This is a genomic window from Flavobacterium sp. XS2P24, from assembly GCF_030010285.1.
Taxonomy (GTDB): domain Bacteria; phylum Bacteroidota; class Bacteroidia; order Flavobacteriales; family Flavobacteriaceae; genus Flavobacterium; species Flavobacterium algoritolerans.
The window spans coordinates 1-20,525 of sequence record NZ_JASCRU010000027.1 but is presented as its reverse complement, the minus strand read 5'-3'; the positions used below and the strand labels follow the sequence as shown (position 1 = coordinate 20,525).

At 33.6% G+C, this 20,525-nt stretch carries 22 protein-coding genes; 12 read left to right on the top strand and 10 right to left on the bottom strand.

The window, feature by feature from the left end:
* Positions 1–108 precede the first annotated feature (108 nt).
* Both QLS31_RS13640 and prmC read left to right on the top strand, forming a co-directional pair.
* Positions 109–594 (top strand): GNAT family N-acetyltransferase, encoded by a 486-nt coding sequence (locus QLS31_RS13640; protein WP_282744315.1) that lies wholly within the window; start codon positions 109–111, stop codon positions 592–594.
* 21 nt (positions 595–615) lie between these two features.
* Positions 616–1,506 carry a peptide chain release factor N(5)-glutamine methyltransferase gene (gene prmC, locus QLS31_RS13635; protein WP_282744314.1) on the top strand — a complete coding sequence of 297 codons (891 nt, stop codon included), beginning with the start codon at positions 616–618 and terminating at the stop codon, positions 1,504–1,506.
* Positions 1,507–1,727: 221 nt separating this feature from the next.
* Here prmC and QLS31_RS13630 read toward each other — a convergent pair whose 3' ends face one another.
* A complete protein-coding gene (locus tag QLS31_RS13630; protein WP_282744329.1) occupies positions 1,728–2,972 on the bottom strand; it encodes an ABC transporter permease in 1,245 nt (414 codons plus the stop codon).
* Between the two features lie 343 nt (positions 2,973–3,315).
* Between QLS31_RS13630 and hisS the strand changes: the two genes are divergently transcribed.
* The 9 genes from hisS to QLS31_RS13585 all read left to right on the top strand — a co-directional run bounded on the left by hisS (position 3,316) and on the right by QLS31_RS13585 (position 12,475).
* Entirely contained in the window at positions 3,316–4,686 is a 1,371-nt protein-coding gene (gene hisS, locus QLS31_RS13625) for a histidine--tRNA ligase (protein ID WP_282744313.1), read from the top strand.
* A 309-nt stretch (positions 4,687–4,995) separates the two neighbouring features.
* Positions 4,996–5,574, top strand: coding sequence for a nucleotide exchange factor GrpE (locus tag QLS31_RS13620; RefSeq protein WP_099714599.1), 579 nt, complete (start codon positions 4,996–4,998; stop codon positions 5,572–5,574).
* Positions 5,575–5,652: 78 nt separating this feature from the next.
* Positions 5,653–6,768, top strand: a complete 1,116-nt coding sequence (dnaJ, locus tag QLS31_RS13615; protein WP_099714600.1) for a molecular chaperone DnaJ — start codon at positions 5,653–5,655, stop codon at positions 6,766–6,768.
* Positions 6,769–7,049: 281 nt separating this feature from the next.
* The gene (locus tag QLS31_RS13610) at positions 7,050–7,970 is read left to right on the top strand and encodes an ATP-binding cassette domain-containing protein (RefSeq protein ID WP_282727266.1); all 921 of its coding nucleotides are present in this window, start codon (positions 7,050–7,052) and stop codon (positions 7,968–7,970) included.
* An 86-nt stretch (positions 7,971–8,056) separates the two neighbouring features.
* Positions 8,057–9,373, top strand: coding sequence for an ABC transporter permease (locus QLS31_RS13605; protein ID WP_282744312.1), 1,317 nt, complete (start codon positions 8,057–8,059; stop codon positions 9,371–9,373).
* 73 nt (positions 9,374–9,446) lie between these two features.
* Positions 9,447–10,610: a sigma-54 dependent transcriptional regulator gene (locus tag QLS31_RS13600; RefSeq protein ID WP_282744311.1), complete on the top strand. Its 1,164-nt coding sequence runs from the start codon at positions 9,447–9,449 to the stop codon at positions 10,608–10,610.
* 96 nt (positions 10,611–10,706) lie between these two features.
* Positions 10,707–11,420 (top strand): DEAD/DEAH box helicase, encoded by a 714-nt coding sequence (locus QLS31_RS13595; RefSeq protein WP_282744310.1) that lies wholly within the window; start codon positions 10,707–10,709, stop codon positions 11,418–11,420.
* Between the two features lie 16 nt (positions 11,421–11,436).
* A complete protein-coding gene (locus QLS31_RS13590) occupies positions 11,437–11,655 on the top strand; it encodes a DUF2007 domain-containing protein (RefSeq protein WP_091164573.1) in 219 nt (72 codons plus the stop codon).
* Between the two features lie 22 nt (positions 11,656–11,677).
* Positions 11,678–12,475 (top strand): Cof-type HAD-IIB family hydrolase, encoded by a 798-nt coding sequence (locus QLS31_RS13585; RefSeq protein WP_282744309.1) that lies wholly within the window; start codon positions 11,678–11,680, stop codon positions 12,473–12,475.
* A gap of 478 nt (positions 12,476–12,953) precedes the next feature.
* Here the strand turns inward: QLS31_RS13585 and QLS31_RS13580 are convergent, their stop codons facing one another.
* The 7 genes from QLS31_RS13580 to QLS31_RS13550 all read right to left on the bottom strand — a co-directional run bounded on the left by QLS31_RS13580 (position 12,954) and on the right by QLS31_RS13550 (position 17,729).
* The gene (locus tag QLS31_RS13580; protein WP_282744308.1) at positions 12,954–13,463 is read right to left on the bottom strand and encodes a hypothetical protein; all 510 of its coding nucleotides are present in this window, start codon (positions 13,461–13,463) and stop codon (positions 12,954–12,956) included.
* 153 nt (positions 13,464–13,616) lie between these two features.
* Positions 13,617–13,841: a hypothetical protein gene (locus QLS31_RS13575; RefSeq protein ID WP_282744307.1), complete on the bottom strand. Its 225-nt coding sequence runs from the start codon at positions 13,839–13,841 to the stop codon at positions 13,617–13,619.
* Positions 13,842–13,906: 65 nt separating this feature from the next.
* A complete protein-coding gene (locus tag QLS31_RS13570) occupies positions 13,907–15,094 on the bottom strand; it encodes a PD-(D/E)XK nuclease family protein (RefSeq protein WP_282744306.1) in 1,188 nt (395 codons plus the stop codon).
* A gap of 28 nt (positions 15,095–15,122) precedes the next feature.
* Positions 15,123–15,605, bottom strand: a complete 483-nt coding sequence (locus QLS31_RS13565) for a 3'-5' exonuclease (RefSeq protein WP_282744304.1) — start codon at positions 15,603–15,605, stop codon at positions 15,123–15,125.
* A gap of 12 nt (positions 15,606–15,617) precedes the next feature.
* Positions 15,618–15,818 carry a hypothetical protein gene (locus QLS31_RS13560; RefSeq protein ID WP_282744303.1) on the bottom strand — a complete coding sequence of 67 codons (201 nt, stop codon included), beginning with the start codon at positions 15,816–15,818 and terminating at the stop codon, positions 15,618–15,620.
* Between the two features lie 2 nt (positions 15,819–15,820).
* Entirely contained in the window at positions 15,821–16,720 is a 900-nt protein-coding gene (locus QLS31_RS13555) for a WYL domain-containing protein (protein WP_282744302.1), read from the bottom strand.
* 70 nt (positions 16,721–16,790) lie between these two features.
* On the bottom strand, positions 16,791–17,729 hold the full coding sequence (locus QLS31_RS13550) for a DnaB-like helicase C-terminal domain-containing protein (protein WP_282744301.1): 939 nt from the start codon (positions 17,727–17,729) through the stop codon (positions 16,791–16,793).
* 199 nt (positions 17,730–17,928) lie between these two features.
* On the opposite strand from QLS31_RS13550, the gene mtaB reads away from it, so the two are divergent.
* Positions 17,929–19,257 (top strand): tRNA (N(6)-L-threonylcarbamoyladenosine(37)-C(2))-methylthiotransferase MtaB, encoded by a 1,329-nt coding sequence (mtaB, locus tag QLS31_RS13545; RefSeq protein WP_282744300.1) that lies wholly within the window; start codon positions 17,929–17,931, stop codon positions 19,255–19,257.
* A 149-nt stretch (positions 19,258–19,406) separates the two neighbouring features.
* Here the strand turns inward: mtaB and QLS31_RS13540 are convergent, their stop codons facing one another.
* Positions 19,407–20,123, bottom strand: coding sequence for a 3-ketoacyl-ACP reductase (locus tag QLS31_RS13540; protein WP_282744299.1), 717 nt, complete (start codon positions 20,121–20,123; stop codon positions 19,407–19,409).
* 148 nt (positions 20,124–20,271) lie between these two features.
* The gene (locus QLS31_RS13535) at positions 20,272–20,418 is read right to left on the bottom strand and encodes a hypothetical protein (protein ID WP_282744331.1); all 147 of its coding nucleotides are present in this window, start codon (positions 20,416–20,418) and stop codon (positions 20,272–20,274) included.
* Between the last annotated feature and the right edge of the window lie 107 nt (positions 20,419–20,525).

Sequence of the window (20,525 nt, the reverse complement as noted above, 5' to 3'; positions counted from 1 at the left end):
CCCAATCCCGTCCCGAAACTTCGCGGTCGGGACGAGATTAGTTTTGAAACTTTCTAAAATAACAATAAACAATTTCTACTTTTGTATATAAATTAGTTTTTGATAAAAATGGAAAATTACAGCATTAGAAAAATAAAAAAAGAAGACAATCAAGCGGTTGCGCAATTGATAAGAGCCGTTTTTGACGAATTAAATATTCCAAAAGTAGGAACGGCTTATGAAGATCCATATTTGGATTTAATGTTTGAGGAATACAGTAAGCCAAAATCAGTTTATTTTGTTGTAGAAAAGGACGGAAAAATCATTGGTTCTGCCGGTGTAGCGCCACTTGAGAATGAAGCGGAAACCATCTGTGAACTTCAAAAAATGTATTTTCTGCCGGAAACTAGAGGCTTAGGAATAGGAAGCCAAATGATGGCCAAATGTTTGCAAAGTGCCAAAGATTTTGGTTTCGAAAAATGCTATTTGGAAACAATGCCTTTTATGCTTGATGCTCAAAAACTGTACAAAAAAGTAGGTTTCGAATACATTTGTTCTCCTATGGGAAGCACCGGTCATACCAGTTGTCCAGTTTGGATGCTCAAAAAACTATAAATTTTAAATCATGAATTTTAAATGAAAAACAGCTCTTTTAAAATTAAAGAATACAGAACCCAATTTATTCAGGAACTAACTCCAATTTATGATGCGGGTGAAGCAGAGAGTTTTTTCTATTTAATTTTAGAAGAAAAGCATCAATTGAAAAGAATAGACTTGGCGTTGCATCCTGATTTGGTTTTTTCGGAAGCAGAAATTGTAGTTTGGAATTCGATTTTGGAACAATTGAAACAAGAAATTCCGGTACAATATCTTTTAGGAAAAACGAGTTTTTATGGATTGGATTTTGAAGTCAATGAAAATGTCTTGATTCCAAGACCCGAAACGGAAGAGTTGGTCGAATGGATTTTAGAAAGTCGAAAGTCGAAAGTCGAAAGTCAAAATATCCGTATTTTGGATATTGGAACCGGAAGCGGTTGTATTGCCATTTCGTTGGCGAAGAATATTCCAAATGCAGCAGTTTTTGCCATTGATGTCTCAGAAAAGGCTTTGGCTACAGCCAAAAAAAATGCTGAACGCAATGCTGTGGAAGTTACTTTTATCAATCAAAACATTCTTGAAACGGAAGATTTAAGGCAACAATTTGATATTATTGTTTCTAATCCGCCTTATGTTCGAAATCTGGAAAAAGAGGAAATTAAGAAAAATGTATTGGACAATGAACCGCATTTGGCGCTTTTTGTAGAAGATAATGATGCGTTGATTTTTTATAAAAAAATAGCTGAATTGGCTCAGAAAAATCTATCTGAAAACGGACAATTGTATTTTGAAATTAATCAATATCTAGGCAAAGAAACGGTTGATTTACTTGAAAAAATGAATTTCAAAAATATTGAATTACGAAAAGATATTTACGGAAATGACAGGATGATTAGTTGTCATTGCGAGGAACGAAGCAATCGCATTTAACTTTGGTTATTGTGTATGCAAAAGTTATGGATTTACGGGGTTTGCGTGAGGGGTAGAAGCAAGTTACCTTGTAACGCGGATGACCCGACGGCATTAAAAAAAGGGGCAACTAACACGTATGATTAGTTAGCCCCTTTTTTTAATGTGGTCACGCCCAAATTGTTTTGAAAAACATTAAATGTGATTGCTTTATTCCTCGCAATGAAGTTGATTACTGCAAACTACTCGTATCGCAATGCTTCAATTGGGTCCAGCATAGCTGCTTTTATTGCAGGATATAATCCGGAAGCGATAGCAACCATAAAACTGGTTATGAATGCCGCCATAATTGCGCTCCACGGAATTACAAATGCAAAACTCATGGCAGTTGCAATACCAAAACCAATTAAGATTCCAAAAATTATTCCTACTAATCCGCCCAATTGACCTATAAGTAATGTTTCTATGAAAAACTGAAAGGCAATCGTTGTTTTTTTTGCTCCCAAGGCTTTTCGAACGCCTATTTCCCGTGTGCGTTCCGTTACTGAAACAATCATAATATTCATTAAAGCAATTGAAGATCCAAGAACGGTAATGATACCGATAAGCCACGAGGCAAGTCCAAGATATTTTGTGATTCCAAGGATTCTGTTGATAAGGTCATCACTGCGAACTACTCCAAAATTATTGTCTTTTACCGGACTTAATTTACGAACGCGGCGCATGGTGCTTGTCGCATTGTCTATGGCTTCGTCTAATAATTCTTTTTTAGAAACCATGACACTCATGGTGTAATTTATGCTTGGCGCGGTAAACATGGAACGGGCCACTTGAATAGGGATTAAAATCCTTAAATCCTGACTGTTCCCAAAGGTTGATCCTTTTTCTTTAAGCACTCCGATAACTTTAAATTTGGCCCCTCGAATCGAGATTAGTTTATCAATAGGGTTTACGTCTTTTAATAATCCTTTCTCAAAATCAGAACCTACAATACATACATACGCATTATTATCGATGTCAAATCTGGTGAAATTACGTCCGGAACTGGTTTCTAACCCGGAGTTAGTAATGAAAAATTCATCGACACCAACAACCGTATTTTCGGGATCTGTTTTAGACGACTCATATTTTACTTCAGCAACAGAAGTTGCGGTAAAAGAAAGTGAAGTTTCAGTAAAAGGATATTTGTATTTGTTTTTGAAAGCAACTGCCTCAGGATAAGAAATGATAGGATTTATTATTTCTCTTTCTCCACCACCACGATTTCGAGTGGTGTTTTCGTATTGATTAATGTTAAAAGTATTGGCTCCCATCGATGCAAAATCAGAGGAAATAGTGTTTTCCAAAGCAGAAACAACAGTAAGAATACTAACTAAAGCTGTGATTCCAATAGCGATAATCAACACAGTAAGAACGGTTCTCAACAATTGTGTCCTGATGGAACCGAATGCAATTCGAATATTTTCTTTGAATAATTTTAACATCATAGCAGTTTGACACGAAAATACAATTTTTGTTACAAATTTCCTTTTCAAAAATCCTAATTTATTTTTTAGGAGCTTTTTCCAGCTTTTCGCTACAATCTGTCAGTGAAAATAATTTGTTTTTAATTGCCTAAAAGGAGCTTCCTTTGGTCGCTCTTTCAGGCAAGAAAACAATATTATTTTTCACTTCCATGTTTTCGCTGCAATCTGGGCTAGGCATCGGGCAATAAAATGATGAAATTTGTAAACAGATTTATTTTAAAAATAAGATATTTGCAAAGAATTAGAATTTGGAGTTTTTCAAGAATTCCTAAATCTGAAAATCTAAAAATCCAATAATCAAAAAATGGCATCAAAACCGAGCATTCCAAAAGGAACCAGAGATTTTTCACCAACTGAGGTGGCAAAACGTCAATATATCATTCAGATTATAAAAAGTAATTTCGAGAAGTTTGGTTTTCAACCGATAGAAACTCCTTCGTTTGAAAACTCCGAAACTTTAATGGGGAAATACGGAGAGGAAGGCGATCGTTTGATTTTTAAAATATTAAATTCAGGAGATTATTTGGCGAAAGCCAATGCAACTCATTTAGAAAGTAAGGACAGTACTAAATTAACATCAAGTATTTCTGAAAAAGCCTTGCGTTATGACTTAACCGTTCCATTTGCGCGTTACGTAGTGCAACACCAAAATGATATAGAATTCCCATTTAAAAGATACCAAATTCAACCCGTTTGGAGAGCTGACCGCCCGCAAAAAGGTCGTTTCAGAGAGTTTTTTCAATGTGATGCTGATGTGGTAGGTTCTAAATCATTGTGGCAGGAAGTAGAATTGGTTCAATTGTATGACACTGTTTTTACCGCTTTAGGTTTAGAAGGGGTAACCATCAAAATCAATAACAGAAAAATATTATCTGGAATTGCTGAAGTGATTGGCGCATCAGATAAATTAATAGATTTCACTGTTGCGTTAGACAAACTCGACAAAATAGGCGAGGACGGCGTGAAAAAAGAAATGATGGAGAAAGGAATTTCGGAAGAAGCGATTCTGAAAGTACAGCCGTTATTTAATTTTACAGGAACTATTTCTGAGAAAATAAACCAACTTTCTGTTTTGCTTGCGGAATCCAGTGAAGGAATGAAAGGAGTTGAAGAGCTGCGTTTTATTTGTGATAATGTCACTGAATTAGGATTGACAACAGCAATTTTAGATTTGGATGTAACTTTGGCCAGAGGATTAAATTATTATACGGGTGCTATTTTTGAAGTGGCTCCGCCAAAATCAGTTTCTATGGGTTCCATTGGCGGTGGCGGACGATATGATGATTTGACCGGAATTTTCGGATTGAAAAATATGAGCGGCGTGGGAATTTCTTTTGGATTAGATCGAATTTATTTGGTTGTCGAAGAATTAAATTTATTTCCTGAAACCGTAACGGCAACTTCTAAAGCGTTGTTTATTAATTACGGCGAAAAAGAAGCTTTTTATGCGATGAAAGCAATAAAAGAATTAAGGAATTCAGGTGTAAAAGTAGAATTGTATCCGGATAATGCGAAAGTGGCAAAGCAGTTTCAGCATGCAGATAAAAGGGGAATTCCTTTTGCGGTAATCGTAGGGGAACAGGAAATGGCTTCCAATTCTTTTTCTCTTAAAAATTTAGTGAGCGGAGAACAGACTTCAGTGGATTTTGAAGGTTTGAAAAACGCATTAGTATAGTTCTATTTTAAAAACATAAAAAAAGCTTCGTCTACTAAACGAAGCTTTTTTTAATATAAAAATAATGGTGAATTAATAATTTGTAGGGATTCTTTAGTTTTCATTTACAGAAAATTAACTGTAAATAACTGAAACAAATTTATGTAAACTATATCGAGATAGTCTTAAAATTATATTAAAATTTTGAGTGGGTAAAATTTGTTTTAAAGAGTGTAAAGTCTAAAAAAAATATAAATTCAATAAAAAGATGACAATTTGACATTTTAAAAGAATTGGCAGTACTTTTGCAATCCATAGAAAAGAATAAAAATGAAGTTTAAGAATATTTTTAAAAATACTAGTAATATGACTACTGAAAATACAGAAATTGATCAAGAAATAGATGATGTGACATTAGAAAATAATGCAAATGGAGAGCAAATCATTATTGAGGAATTAAGTCTGGAAGAGCAATTGACTCAAGACTTAGCCAAAGAGAAAGACAAGTATTTACGATTATTTGCTGAATTTGAAAATTACAAACGTAGAACTACAAAAGAGCGTATCGAGTTGTTTAAAACGGCTAATCAAGAAGTTTTGTTAGCGATGCTTCCTGTATTGGATGATTTCGACAGAGCTATGGTTGAGATAAACAAATCAGATGACGAATTGTTGACTAAAGGTGTGGAACTTATTCATGAAAAATTAAAAAGCACATTAGTTTCTAAAGGACTAGAGCAAGTTGAGGTTAAGGCTGGAGACGCTTTTGATGCTGATTTTGCTGAAGCTATCACTCAAATTCCTGCGCCATCAGATAAGTTGAAAGGTAAAATTGTCGACGTTCTTGAAAAAGGATATAAATTAGGAGACAAGATTATCCGTTTTCCAAAAGTTGTTATAGGGCAGTAATAGATTCGCGATTAATCGCGTATTTATATCACGCGTAGAAGCGCACTGCAGTGCGACTCAACAAAAGAAAAAATAAAAATGAAAAAAGATTTTTACGAAATATTAGGCATTTCAAAAAATGCTGATGCTGCTGAAATTAAAAAAGCATACCGAAAAAACGCACTACAATTTCATCCTGACAAAAATCCTGGAGACAAATCGGCAGAAGATAAATTTAAATTGGCTGCTGAAGCTTACGAAGTATTAAGCGATCCTCAGAAAAAAGCAAAATACGATCAATATGGTCATCAAGCTTTTGATGGTTCTGGCGGTTTTGGCGGAGGTGGTCACGGCGGAATGAATATGGATGACATTTTCAGTCAGTTTGGTGATATTTTCGGTGGCGGTTTTGGTGGTTTCGGAGGCGGTGGAGGCGGCGGCGTTCGTCGTGCTAAAGGAAGCAACCTTCGTATCAAAGTAAAATTGACATTGGAAGAAATTGCCAATGGCGTTGAGAAAAAAGTAAAAGTAAAACGTAAAGTTCAAGCACCTGGAGTTACCTATAAAACATGTTCTACATGTAACGGTCAAGGGCAAGTTATGCGCGTTACGAATACCATTTTGGGTAGAATGCAATCTGCTTCTACATGTCCAACATGTAGTGGTTCAGGTCAAATTTTAGACAGAAAACCATCCGAAGCGGATTCACAAGGAATGATTCTTGAAGATGAAACGGTTTCAATAAAAATACCTGCGGGTGTTGTGGACGGAATGCAATTGAAAGTTTCTAATAAAGGAAACGATGCTCCAGGAAACAGTATCCCGGGAGATTTGATTGTTGCTATTGAAGAATTGGAGCATGAATTCTTGAAACGTGAAGGAGAGAATTTACACTACGATTTATACATCAGTTTCGCTGAAGCTGTTCTTGGAATTTCCAAAGACATCGAAGCTATAAACGGAAAAGTAAGAATCAAACTGGAGGAAGGAATTCAATCCGGTAAAATTCTTAGATTAAAAGGAAAAGGAATTCCTAGTATCAATGGGTACGGAAACGGCGATTTATTGGTACATGTAAATGTTTGGACTCCAAAAACACTGAGCAAAGAGCAAAAACAGTTTTTCGAAAAAAATCTTACCGATGAGAATTTTATTCCAAATCCTGAAAAATCAGACAAATCATTTTTTGAGAAAGTGAAAGACATGTTTTCATAATAAAAAGTAGCGATACAATTTATCGATGCTGTTTAAAAAATATATTCCCATCCTTGTTAAAATAAGGATGGGTTTTTTATGAAATCGCCACTAACAATTTGTTTGTTGCAAACAATTGAAAATCATCGAACTCCGATGAAAATAAAATATTGTGAGATAAACACCAATAAATATAAGGCGATAACATATTAGGACCTCAAAAAATTAAATGCTACATATATGCAACTATTCTAAGTATTTCGATACTAATTATTTACTTTTACACCAATTAAAAAATGAGCATGAGTAATATTCTTGAAGTGAATAAAGTTGTCAAGCAATACGGTGATTATGTTGCGCTTAACGAGGTTTCATTAATGGTTCCAAAAGGAAGTATCTACGGGCTTTTAGGTCCAAATGGAGCCGGAAAAACATCACTTATCCGAATTATAAATCAAATTACATTGCCTGACAGCGGTGAAATTATTTTGGATGGTGAAAAATTGCAACCCAAACATGTTCAATATATAGGCTATTTACCAGAAGAAAGAGGATTGTACAACACAATGAAAGTGGGAGAACAATGCTTGTATTTGGCTCAAATGAAAGGACTTTCTAAGGCTGAAGCCAAAAAACAACTGGAGTATTGGTTCGAAAGATTAGAAATTCAAGGCTGGTGGAACAAGAAAATCCAAGAACTATCTAAAGGAATGGCGCAGAAAATTCAGTTTGTGGTATGTGTTTTGCACAAGCCAAAGCTGTTGATTTTTGATGAACCTTTTTCTGGTTTTGATCCTGTAAATGCCAATATCATCAAAGATGAAATTCTTGCGTTGCGAGAACAAGGAGCTACTATAATTTTCTCCACCCACCGCATGGAAAGCGTTGAAGAATTATGTGACCATATTGCGCTTATTCACAAATCGAATAAACTCATTGAAGGAAAACTGGATGATGTTAAAAGACAATTTAAAACCAATAGTTTTGAAGTGGGTATTTTATCGGAGAATGTAGAAGGTTTGATGTATGCTATTACACAGAAATTTATCGTTGGTCCAGCTAATTTTAAATCATTGAACAACGAATTAAAACTGGAAATCCAACTCGGGAATGCCACACCAAATGAGTTATTGAATATCCTAACGCAATGCGGTCAGGTAACGCATTTTGTAGAAAAAATCCCAAGTGTTAACGATATATTCATTCAAACAGTAACACAATAGACTTTCTTAGACTTCTTAGATTTTTAGAAAATCTAAAGGTTTATAATTCTAACAGTCTAAAATGTCCAATAATCTAATAATCTAAAATGTCTATAGTATCATTAATTATAAAAAGAGAGTTTATTGCCAAAGTGCGCAATAAATCCTTTATTGTTATGACTTTTTTAAGTCCGTTACTATTTGTGGGAATAGCCGTTTTTGTAGCGTATTTAAGTTCCATGAAAGCAGATACCAAACGAATCGCTATTCATGATGAATCGGGTATGTTTGTAAAGGAATTTACTTCCCAAAACAATAAAAACAAAGCGTATAAATACCTTGATTTGTCTTTGATAGATTTAAAATTCCTCAAAGACAGTATCACAAATGAAAGCTATGAAGGATTGTTATATATTCCAAAAGCGAGTAATTCCAAGGATTTCGAAAGTAAAATCCAGTTTATTTCAAACAGTAGTCCAAGTATTTCATTCATTGAAAATGTTCAGGATGTGATAGCCAATAAACTGACCAAAAATAATTTAGAAAAAGCACATTTAGATACGCTGGCAATTAAAAATGCGCAGTCAAAAGTAAATATCAGCTTGACAAAAGCATCTGGTGAAGAAAGTGTCAAAGGACTTAACGAAATAAAAATTGGTATCGGTGGCGCATTTGGATATCTTATTATGATGTTCATAATCATCTACGGGAACATGGTGATGCGAAGTGTCATCGAAGAAAAAACCAGCCGAATAGTAGAAATTATAATTTCCTCAGTCAAACCATTTCAATTAATGATGGGGAAAATCATAGGAACTTCATTGGCAGGATTGTTGCAATTCTTTATTTGGGCAATAATCGGAATGTCATTAATGTTTGCAGCCTCCGTGTTTTTTGGTGTAAATGTGGGGCCAACAGCCAACGTTTCGCCGGAATTGATGCACTCTGCACAGCAAGAAATGACTGGAACTGCGCAAATGTATATTAAGGAATTATGGAATTTACCCATTGCAAGTATCCTTATTGGATTTGTGATTTATTTCATTGGCGGTTATTTTTTATACAGTTCATTTTACGCGGCAATTGGCGCTGCAGTTGATAATCAAACGGATTCACAGCAATTTTTGTTGCCTATCATTATGCCATTAATGTTGAGCGTTTACGTTGGTTTTTTCACGGTTATCAATGATCCGCATGGAACAATAGCAGTCGTTTTTTCAATGATTCCACTAACCTCACCAATCGTGATGCTGATGCGAATTCCGTTTGGCGTACCTTTGTGGCAAATTGCAATATCAGTAACATTATTATTTGGAACCTTCTTTTTTGTAGTTTGGTTCGCCGCAAAAATATACCGAATAGGAATACTCATGTACGGCAAAAAACCAACCTGGGGTGAAATGTACCGCTGGTTAAAATATTAATAGAAGTTAATTCGTGGATTTGGTTATTTGTTTAACCGATTAACCGAATGAACAAATAATCGAATCAAAAAATATGTCAAAAATACTAATCATAGAAGACGAAGCTGCAATTCGAAGAGTGCTTATAAAGATACTCACCGAAGAAAACGATACTTATCAAGTTGAAGAAGCCGAAGATGGTGTTGCAGGTTTTGAAAAAATAAAAAACAACGATTACGATTTGGTTTTGTGTGATATCAAAATGCCAAAAATGGACGGTGTTGAGGTGCTGGAAGCAGTCAAAAAAATCAAACCCGAAATCCCTATGGTGATGATCTCTGGTCATGGCGATATGGAAACGGCTATCAATACGATGCGTTTGGGAGCGTTTGATTACATCTCAAAACCACCGGATTTAAACCGATTATTGAATACGGTTCGAAATGCTTTGGACAAAAAACAACTCGTAGTAGAGAATAAAATTCTGAAGAAAAAAGTCAGTAAAAACTATGAAATGATTGGCGAAAGCGACGCCATCAATCACATCAAAGTGATGATTGAAAAAGTAGCACAGACCGAAGCCAGAGTTTTAATCACGGGACCAAATGGAACCGGAAAGGAATTGGTAGCCCATCAATTGCACGAAAAAAGCGAACGCGCTAATTTCCCTTTAATTGAAGTGAATTGTGCTGCTATTCCGTCTGAATTGATAGAAAGTGAATTATTCGGTCACGTAAAAGGAGCGTTTACATCGGCAGTAAAAGACCGAGCAGGAAAATTTGAAGCCGCAGATAAAGGAACTATTTTCTTGGATGAAATTGGGGATATGAGTCTTTCGGCGCAAGCCAAAGTATTGCGCGCTTTACAAGAAAGTATGATTACCAGAGTGGGAGCGGATAAAGACATAAAAGTTGATGTTCGCGTGGTTGCGGCCACTAATAAAGATTTAAAAGTAGAGATTGCCGAAGGTCGTTTCCGGGAAGATTTATACCATCGTTTGGCAGTAATTTTGATAAAAGTTCCTGCGTTGAATGAAAGACGGGATGATATTCCGATGTTGATTTCGCATTTTGCAGATAAGATTGCTTCGGAGCAAGGAAATGCAGTGAAAAAATTCTCTTCAGCAGCGATTAATTTATTGAAGGAATACGATTGGACTGGAAACATTCGTGAATTGCGAAATGTAGTGGAACGCTTGATTATCCTTGGCGGAAGCGAAATTTCCGAAAATGATGTGAAGTTATTCGCAAGTAAATAAAACTAATTTAATGATTTAAAAATTTGAAGATTTAAAGATTTGGCATCTGTTTTAATCTTTCAATTTTTTCATTTTTTCATCTTTCAATCATAAGAAATGAAACTAAAAAAAATAAACGAAGAGTTGCAACAAGCCCTAATTGAAAACGGTTTGACTGAAGCTAATGCGATGCAAAAAGAAACATTTTCGACACTGAAAAGTGGTTCGGATTGTATTATTATTGCACCAAAAGGAAGCGGAAAATCGACAACAATTGTGCTGAATGTAATTCAGAGATTGGCAGGCGCAAACGAAGAATCACCAAGGGCTTTGATTATTGTCGAAGACAAAGCCAAAGTATTGGAAATGGAATCACTTTTTGAAAAATACGGAAAGAGTTCTAATTTAGAAGTCTATGGTGTTCATGATAAAGGAGATATGGAATACGATAAAAATTATATTTCTAGCGGAGTTGATGTGTTGATTGGGACTCCAAATAAGTTAAGTGAAATGTTTACCACGGCTGGATTTAATGTAAACCGATTGAAAATGTTTATACTTGATGATGCAGATCCAATTTTGAAATTGCGTCATGAAACTAAAATTATGCGTATCTCGAATAGCATTGTGAGAACCCAACGTATTATTTTCTCGGAACAGTTTACAGAACGAATAGAAATCCTTGCTGAAAAAATGCTAGTGGAGCCTTTTGAATTCGATTTTGATGGAGAAGACGAGGAAGAGGATGAAGACGAGGACGAAATCTTTGAAACGGATGAAGCAGATGATTTTGAGGAGCAAGAAGGTGATGAAGAAAACGGTAATAAATAATTAAATAAAGAGTAAAATGGGATTAATGAAAGTGTTTTCGGGAAGTGAAATTTTAGCTTTAGCGTTACAGGAAAGAATTGAAGCAATAGGTGTTGATACTGTTTTGAAAAATAATATACAATCAGCTCGATTGGGAGGATTTGGGGAATTAGGTCAAGCGGTGGAATTGTTTATTCAGGAAACAGAGTTTTCTAAAGCGAATCCAGTTATTGAAGAATTCAGAATGAGTATTTAAACATATTCACAATAAAAATAGAATGAAATATAAAATGTTGGTTTTAGACATGGACGACACATTGTTGACTGATGATCATAAAATTTCGAATGAGAATAGAGAAATGTTGTTTAAGGCACAGGAATTGGGTGTTTATGTTATTCTGGCTTCCGGAAGACCAACGCCAGCCATGACTGCTTATGCCAAAGAATTGCAACTGGACAATTCGTTTATGATATCGTATAATGGCGCTGTTATTACAGATTTAAAGGAAGATAAAGTCATTTTTGAGCAAACGTTAACCCAAGAACAAATCCATGAATTGTATGATTACAGTTTAAAAAGTAATACACATATTATTACTTATGTTAATGGAAAAATTGTGAGTGAGACAAATTCTGAATTTATTGAAATCGAAAAAAACATCACTGGTTTAGAACATAATAAAGTTGTAAGTTTTAAAGAAGAGGTTCAGTCTTCAGCTGTAAAATGTATTTTATTAGAAGATCCAATTTATCTTAAAGAAGTAGAAAAAGATTTGAAAGTAGCCATGCCACATCTTAGTGTGAGTATGTCAAAGCCTTTCTTTCTTGAAGTAGCACAAAATGGAATTGATAAAGGAGCCAGTATAAAATTTTTGGCAGAAAAACTGAACATTCTTCAAAGCGAGATTATAGCTGTTGGAAACGCAGGGAATGATTTAACTATGATTGAATATGCAGGATTGGGGGTTTGGGTCGATAATGTAGATCCTGAATTGAGAGATAAAGGAGATTTTATTGTAGCATCCAATAATAATCATGGCGTGGCTGAGGTGGTGAGACGATTTATCTTGAACTAAGATTATTTTATTTAGGTTTGTTTTTCATGTTTTGGTTGAATAGTATAAAGAAGATTTTATTCTATGATGACATCAATTAACTGTACTTCGGAGTTATTTAATTCTTCTACAGACTGAGAAGTGATGCAATCATCAAATTCATTATTCAAGTAAAACACATTTGCTCTTATGGTGGTTTTTACAAAATGTAATTCCCATTTTTATTTCCAAATTGATATAACCTTATTCATGCTAAATCCTTCTTTTTGAAATAATTGCATCAAATCTCCTGGGAATATATAAATTGTAAATTGCTTTTTATTTTCCGTTTCAATATGGTACATCCCATCATAATTAAGTTTAAAATTTGTAATTTTTAATTGCCTCGTTTCCATAGTATCATTACTTTATTGTTTTTAACAAAGCAAATGTATTGGGTAAGTACGACAAAATAGGGCAGAGTGGATTTATTAGACAGATGTTTTATTATTATGTGTGTTTAGATTTTTTCATAGCAGTTTTGAAAAGTAATTAAAGTATCTTTTTTGTTGTTGATTAAGACTTGATCTTTATATATAACCTTTTCCAAAAGAGTTAATTCGTTTATTTGTAATAGCTGAAATTTTAAGTCATCAATATTGAATTCGTTTGTCCTAATTTCAAAGCTTGCTATTAAGCCTATTTCTGTCTGTTCTACATAAAAACCTTTCTCTAAATGAAAACTTACTTTTTGGATTGTAGCGTTGTATAAAGGGAAAAGTAATAATTTCTCATTTAAATCATCTATTTTTAATTTTTTAATTTTTTTGTTTTTATACCAAATTTCTACTTGGTTTTTGGATGAGTTAATAAGTCCTTCTGTCGTGTTTCCATCTAGGTCTTCGAAAGATTGGATTGTTTTATTCTGAAGTGAGTGATAGAAAAAAGGATCAATAATAACAGCTGTTATAGGTTTTCGCGTTTTATTAGCTGCGTCCATTATTTTTTTTAATAGTTCTTCCGGCAGCACTAACCGTTTTGTTTTCCAGTTTTCACCAAAAAGGTTTATTTTGAGTTTGTTAGTTGCCACTTAAATGCTATTTACAAATGATAAATTTTATTTTTCGAGAATGGAAAACCATCCTAAAACTGAAAAATCCCGACTAATCGGGATTTTGTGTATTTATCTTTTATGCCAAGATGCACCCTTGTTTTTTGAATAATACAGCCCTTTTGTGGTAGATGCTAAAAGTTCATTCCCATTATCAGTTAAATCCTGAAATTCAAAAATTATCGATTTTGATGATCTGCCATGCCATGACCGACCATCATTTGCAGAATACTCGATGCAATTTTTGTTTACGTTAATTCGAACTAATTCTCCTTGATGTGAAACCATTTGACTCATAATTTTTTTGTTTTAAAGTTATAGATCAAAAGTAAAATTGTATACTGCCAAAATATGACATTGTATTATTTTATTTCTATCGTTTTATCAATTGTTTTAAAAAGTATTTCTAAATCTTCACAAACTGAATTTATAAATCCGTCAGAGTTTATATTTTTCCAAAATTCAGAGGAATTTATATTGCTAAAACGTTCGTATGAATAGAGTTTATACCAATTAGAATAGGTTAAAGCTTTATTCCCAAAATTTAGATTTTTAAAAGCATTTGTGAATGATTCTCTTAAATTAGGATTTATGATGTCTTCGTGAACACCAATGATAACATTAGAAAAATTATTTCCATTAAAATATAATAATATTTTTATATTTCCCCAAAATCTCTTTTTAAACGCAATGTTAGAATGCATCTTTCCAATAGCTTGAGGATTATAATCGACAATTAAATCATCAGATAATTTATCTTTGATTTTATCAATAAAACTTATAAAAAGATTAGTTTTTAGATAGTTAAAGTTATTATAGATTTCAAAACTTGAATCTATATTTTTAGCCATAATATTAACTGTTTCTTCTCTCATTTTGTTATTGTTTGATTGGTTAGTTAAACTTTGTATTAAAATTAAATATTGGTTTAATGTTTCTCTAATAAATGGTTTGTTTACCATTTCTTTGATACACTTTTCAATCCAATTTTTGATATCGTCTTTGTAAGAACAACAAATAAAATCTCTTCCGATAACTAAATTTCCTTTTGAAGCATTTGATGGTTCATCTCCATTAAGTGTAAGATAAATTATAGGTTGGTCTTTGTAGTGATTATTGTACCTAAGAAGTTGCTTATCTTGGTCTCCTGCATAAATTTTGTTTTCAATAACAATGTTTCCATTTTCTGAACTTATTACAATATCAACCCTACCACCTTCGCCAGTCTCAAAATTTACACCTCCAATATGAACTTCCTTGTTTGCAATAGCTTCTTTGGTTTCGAAAGAATTTATATACTCGCTAAATTTAGGATTTTCAAAGCGAGATTTTATTTGTTCTAAGAACATTTTTAGAAAAGTATCTTTCTGTCCGTGTTTTCCTTTGGCATCCAAAAGATTTGTCAGTATTGAGGAATGACTTAATTCGTCAGACCTAACTCCAAGAATATCAAAAATATTATAATGCTCACCAGAATATTCTGCTAAATCATCATATTTTTTTTGAATTACTGAAACTTGTTGTAATAAATGCTCTAATGATATTTTCATGAAAAATTATTTATTTCAAATATAATGTTTATCTTTTTTCTAATTTCAAACTCCTCAAATACAGCTCCGCACAAGCCTTTGCATCACTCAACGCATCGTGATGGTTTAGCGGGATATTATGTTCTTGGCACAAGTTAGCTAAATTTGTCTTATAAATCTTATAAGTGCAAAATTTATTATAGTCGGGAGTTGGTAAGTTATAGTAGTTAAGTGTTTTAGCCAAAACAGGAAAGTCAAAGCCAAAACCATTGTGAGCAATTACATTTTGGTTTTCAATATAGGGTGCGATTAGATGCCATACTTGATCGAAAGCAGGAGCGTTCAAAGTGGTTTTTGCGGAAATCCCGTGAATGTCCGTAAAGCGACTCCAGTAATAATTATCAGGAGGCTGAACCAGTATATTGATTTCTTTGGTAATGATTCCGTTTTCTACTCTAACCAATCCAACTTGGCAAATGCTATTCCTGTAACCCGTTGCAGTTTCAAAATCTAAGGTAGTAAAAGAATTCATAAAATTTAATTGCTATTCATTACTATTTGTAATATTCATTCCTGAAATTTCTATCTTATATAGTCTACCATCAATTACTAATCGATTCATAAAACCTAACGGAATAGTCGCTGTTGTTCTATCATCTATTCCATCAGGGAATTTTTCCTTAAAAGTACGCTTTAGCTTATCAATCCGTTTTGAAAACAAGCTCACAAATTCTTCTTTTTTCATAATTATTTATAAAGACTTGACATTTCCGAAATTCTATTTTTGATGTCGTTTTGAAGTGAAATCGGAGCAATTACTTTTACATTCGAGCCGTATTTCAACAATTCCATTTTAATATCGTTGGTGGTGTGAATGAAAATTTCTATGATTACAGTATCTTCGGTTTCTTCCACAATGCGTTGCGATTGGTGCAACGGAAATGTTTTGATGTAATTCCCTTGTTTATTAGAAAACTCCAAAACCACTTTTTCGGCAGCCTCATAAGTTTCCACTCCAAAAGCGTGTTTGAATTCTTTTTCTACATAATAAACTATAGGTTTGAATTTGGTATCAGTAATTTTCAAGTTGGAAATTCGGTCTAGCCCAAAGGTTTTTACAATATCATCCTTTTTATCCACTGCGACCAAATACCATCTTTGTTGAGATTCTTTTATGGCAATGGGTTTTACTTCGCGTTGGGTGCTAAAATCTTCCCAATGTTTTTGATGGGTAAATTGTAAAAGATATAGGTTTTGTATGGCGTGAATAATACCATAAATATGTTCGGTTCCCAATGATTTTCGTTTTTCAAGAAACACACTTGGCGACAATTTATTTCCTTCTTGCAGCGCATGATGTATCGAAAAAGCATCAATCATTCGCGTTACGGACTGGTCTTCAATTTCTTCTTCATCAATGGCGTAGGTTTTGTCTTTGCGGTTGTATTGAATAACGATTCCAAAAAGAGTGGTAATATCTTTTTTATCGCGTTCAAAAGTGCGTATGGCATATTCAAAAGTCGTATCAATATCGTCCTGTTCTAGTTTATGCATCACATGATCTTGCAATTCACTAAAACTACATGGTCTGCTTCTCAAGCGATCTATAACGTACAAATACCTTTTAAAATAGATTAATTTTGACATAATGGTTTGATTTATTTTTCAAAGATAATTTATTTGTCTGCCAATATGTGACGGAGTGTAGTAGTTGTATTTAAAAAGGCAAATCACTATCTGTTTTATCATAGATAGGCAAATTATCAAATCCCCCTAAATTCCCGGTAAATTTTACTCTAGCATTGCCGATGCTTCCATAACTATTTTTGGCGACAATAATTTCAGCTTCTCCAGCTGTTGGCGAAGCATCATCATCGTCCCATTCGTCAATTCTATAATATTCAGGTCTATAGAGAAATAAAATTAAATCGGCATATTTATCTATCGGGGCATGCTTTCTTATATCTGATAATAGTGGGCGTTTATAGTAACCGTGTCCGTAAAGTTTTTCTTTTAATTGGACAAAGACAATTATAGTAATATTTAATTTTTCAGCTAATTTTTTTAGTTGAAAAGTTATCATCGCAAGCTCTTTTTTATTTAAGACTTTGTCAACTTTGTCTTTACTATTATTGCCAATTAAATGTAACATATCAATCATAATTAGATCTACTCCATAATTAGGACAAATTAATTCGTAAATTTTATGCGCAATATCAGATACAGTAAGAAATGGATAATCAATAATAAATAAAGGTGTTTCTTCTAGCTCTTCTGTTTTTTGGGAAATAAGTTCTATTTCATTTTCATTGAGTAAACCTAAACGTAATTTTTCTATATCGATAGTTGTTTGTTGGGAAATGATTCGCATCATCAATTGTTGAGCTGTTAATTCTAATGAAAAATAAGCTATTGAACATTGATTTTCTAGTGTCATTTTATTGATTAGCGATAGAGCAAATGCAGTACTTCCCATTCCAGCAACCCCACCAATTAATATTAAATTGGAAGGTTGGAAACCATTGGTAAGGGAATCTAGTTTGTGAAATCCTGAAGGAAATCCCGTTATACCTTTTTCGTTTTTGGCAATGGTGTTAAGTCTTTCTTTAAACTCATCCCCTAATTCTTTTAAAGTTTTAATTTCTATATGATCCATATTTTTTTTAGCAAAGGAAATAGAGTTGAATGCCAAAATATGGCGAAGTTTAAAATAGTAAGTAGTTTCTTTTTGATTCCATTAAAATGAAATAAACATTGACCAATACAAAATGTTGCATTACTATTAATTATAAATTTTAGTTCGTAAATTTGCGCACTCAATTTTTTGACAACGATTTCATTAATTGAGTTATCTTATGGAAAATAGAAAAAAAGTTGCTTTTTATACGCTGGGTTGTAAACTGAATTTTTCAGAAACTTCAACCATTGCCCGTAATCTTCAAGACGAAGGTTTTGATCGGGTAGATTTTGAGGAAGTCGCTGATATGTATGTGATTAATACGTGTTCAGTTACTGAAAATGCAGATAAGCAGTTCAAACAAGTTGTGCGTAAAGCAATGAAATTGAATGATAAAGCATTTGTTGCGGCGGTAGGTTGTTATGCGCAATTGAAACCGGAAGAACTGGCTAATGTGGATGGAGTGGATTTAGTTCTTGGTGCTACAGAAAAATTTAAATTGGCGGATTATATCAATGATTTGTCTAAAAATGATTTTGGAGAAGTGCATTCCTGCGAAATTGCCGAAGCTGATTTTTATGTGGGAAGTTATTCGATAGGAGACAGAACCCGAGCATTTTTGAAAGTTCAGGATGGTTGTGATTATAAGTGTACGTATTGCACGATTCCGTTGGCAAGAGGAATTTCGAGAAGTGATGAACTGGAAAATGTATTGAAAAATGCTTCTGAAATTTCGAAACAAAATATAAAAGAAATTGTTCTTACGGGTGTCAATATTGGCGATTACGGTAAAGGGGAATTTGGAAATAAAAAACACGAGCATACATTCTTAGAATTAGTTCAGGAATTAGACAAAGTAGAAGGAATCGAAAGATTGCGAATTTCGTCTATTGAACCAAATTTATTGAAAAATGAAACGATAGAATTTGTTTCAAAAAGTAGAACTTTTGTCCCGCATTTTCACATTCCGTTGCAATCCGGAAGTAATGATATTCTAAAGTTGATGAAACGTCGTTATCAACGTGAAGTATATACGGAAAGAGTCAATAAAATTCGGGAAGTGATGCCACATGCTTGTATTGGTGTGGATGTAATTGTTGGTTTTCCAGGAGAAACAGATGAACATTTTCTAGAAACCTACCATTTCTTGAATGAAATGAATATCTCCTATTTGCATGTTTTTACATATTCAGAACGTGATAATACTGAAGCTGCTGCGATGGAAGGTGTTGTTCCTGCTAATGTTCGGGCAAAACGTAGCAAGATGTTACGCGGATTATCGGTGAAAAAGCGTCGTGCTTTTTATGAAAGTCAGTTGGGAACCAATAGAACTGTTTTGTTCGAAAGTGAAAATAAAGAAGGATATATTCACGGTTTTACGGAAAATTACGTAAAAGTAAAAACACCTTGGAACCCGGAATTAGTAAATACCTTACACGAAATTAATTTGACAAAAATTGATGAAGACGGAAGCGTACGAATGGAATTTGCTTCGGCTTTAGTGTAAGTTTTTTTAACCATATAAGTCATTTAAGTTTTTAAACCATTAAGAGATTAAGTTTCATTAAGTCTTACGCTTAATTTTCTTAATCTCTTAATGGTTTTTTTATTAGATATTGGTCATTCGACTTTAAGACTTTTGACTTTCGACTACTTTTAAGGATTCGTAGACCAAATACTGCTATTTTTGATGAAAACGCGTCGGTTTAATTTGAGTTGTGCGATGATTAATTCGGCCATGTCTTCTGCTTGCATGACTTTATCAGGATTGCCATCAGTCAAATTTAATTCTTTGGCCATGTCAGTAGCAACAGTGCTTGGCGTTAATGCCGTTACACGAATATTATGTTTACGAACTTCCTGCATCAACGATTCAGTTAATCCTAAAACGGCAAATTTAGAAGCACTATAAGCGCTCGTTAATGCATTTCCGCTTAATCCGGCTGTTGAAGAAATGTTGATGATATCACCCGTTTGTCTTTCTATCATATTTGGCAAAACGGCGCGTGTCACATAATACGTTCCCATTAAGTTTACCTGAATGATGCGTTCCCAATCGGTCGGTTCTAATTCTAAGAATTTTCCAAAAGCGGCTATTCCGGCATTATTAATTAAAATATCAATGGTTCCAAATTCAGCCAATGCTTTTTCAACGGCATTATTCACCGAGTTGATATCAGCAACATCAGCGGTTATCGCCAGTGCTTTTACTCTTAACGAACGCACTTTGGCAGCTACACTGTCTATTTCTTCCTGAGTTCGTGCTACTAAAATTATATTTACGCCTTCTTTGGCTAATGCCAAAGCGATTGCTTTACCAATTCCTTTTCCTGCGCCGGTGATTAGGGCATTTTTATTTTTTAAGTCTGTCATTTTATGAATTATTTTAGGCCAATAAAAGGCTGAGTTCTCTGTAAAAGTAGTACGTTTTACATTTGAAATCTATTTTGATTTTCTATTTAATCTAAATTTAACGTTCTGTTATTTTGGCTAAAATGAACATTTTTTAATGGAATGAATTTCATTTTTTGTCCAAACTCAATTTATAAATATCCGTTTCTAAAACTTCGGTGTCTTTGTCTTCACAGAGTAGTAACTCGATTTTTTCTTTTGAATCAGTATACAAAGTCAATCCTTCGAATTTATGGGTGCTGCTAATTTTGAACATGCCCCAAAAAGTTAGACACTATTTGGGGCATTTTTATGGAAAAAAAAGTAAAGTATGATTATGCATTTAAGTTAGAATGTGTAGAATTAGTTTTAAAACAACATTTC

Bases quoted from the DNA above. Each gene is read 5' to 3' on its own strand.
- QLS31_RS13640 (WP_282744315.1), top strand. From the start codon at position 109: ATGGAAAATTACAGCATTAGAAAAATAAAAAAAGAAGACAATCAAGCG.
- prmC (WP_282744314.1), top strand. From the start codon at position 616: ATGAAAAACAGCTCTTTTAAAATTAAAGAATACAGAACCCAATTTATT.
- QLS31_RS13630 (WP_282744329.1), bottom strand. From the start codon at position 2,972: ATGATGTTAAAATTATTCAAAGAAAATATTCGAATTGCATTCGGTTCC.
- hisS (WP_282744313.1), top strand. From the start codon at position 3,316: ATGGCATCAAAACCGAGCATTCCAAAAGGAACCAGAGATTTTTCACCA.
- QLS31_RS13620 (WP_099714599.1), top strand. From the start codon at position 4,996: ATGAAGTTTAAGAATATTTTTAAAAATACTAGTAATATGACTACTGAA.
- dnaJ (WP_099714600.1), top strand. From the start codon at position 5,653: ATGAAAAAAGATTTTTACGAAATATTAGGCATTTCAAAAAATGCTGAT.
- QLS31_RS13610 (WP_282727266.1), top strand. From the start codon at position 7,050: ATGAGTAATATTCTTGAAGTGAATAAAGTTGTCAAGCAATACGGTGAT.
- QLS31_RS13605 (WP_282744312.1), top strand. From the start codon at position 8,057: ATGTCTATAGTATCATTAATTATAAAAAGAGAGTTTATTGCCAAAGTG.
- QLS31_RS13600 (WP_282744311.1), top strand. From the start codon at position 9,447: ATGTCAAAAATACTAATCATAGAAGACGAAGCTGCAATTCGAAGAGTG.
- QLS31_RS13595 (WP_282744310.1), top strand. From the start codon at position 10,707: ATGAAACTAAAAAAAATAAACGAAGAGTTGCAACAAGCCCTAATTGAA.
- QLS31_RS13590 (WP_091164573.1), top strand. From the start codon at position 11,437: ATGGGATTAATGAAAGTGTTTTCGGGAAGTGAAATTTTAGCTTTAGCG.
- QLS31_RS13585 (WP_282744309.1), top strand. From the start codon at position 11,678: ATGAAATATAAAATGTTGGTTTTAGACATGGACGACACATTGTTGACT.
- QLS31_RS13575 (WP_282744307.1), bottom strand. From the start codon at position 13,841: ATGAGTCAAATGGTTTCACATCAAGGAGAATTAGTTCGAATTAACGTA.
- QLS31_RS13570 (WP_282744306.1), bottom strand. From the start codon at position 15,094: ATGAAAATATCATTAGAGCATTTATTACAACAAGTTTCAGTAATTCAA.
- QLS31_RS13565 (WP_282744304.1), bottom strand. From the start codon at position 15,605: ATGAATTCTTTTACTACCTTAGATTTTGAAACTGCAACGGGTTACAGG.
- QLS31_RS13560 (WP_282744303.1), bottom strand. From the start codon at position 15,818: ATGAAAAAAGAAGAATTTGTGAGCTTGTTTTCAAAACGGATTGATAAG.
- QLS31_RS13555 (WP_282744302.1), bottom strand. From the start codon at position 16,720: ATGTCAAAATTAATCTATTTTAAAAGGTATTTGTACGTTATAGATCGC.
- QLS31_RS13550 (WP_282744301.1), bottom strand. From the start codon at position 17,729: ATGGATCATATAGAAATTAAAACTTTAAAAGAATTAGGGGATGAGTTT.
- mtaB (WP_282744300.1), top strand. From the start codon at position 17,929: ATGGAAAATAGAAAAAAAGTTGCTTTTTATACGCTGGGTTGTAAACTG.
- QLS31_RS13540 (WP_282744299.1), bottom strand. From the start codon at position 20,123: ATGACAGACTTAAAAAATAAAAATGCCCTAATCACCGGCGCAGGAAAA.
- QLS31_RS13535 (WP_282744331.1), bottom strand. From the start codon at position 20,418: ATGTTCAAAATTAGCAGCACCCATAAATTCGAAGGATTGACTTTGTAT.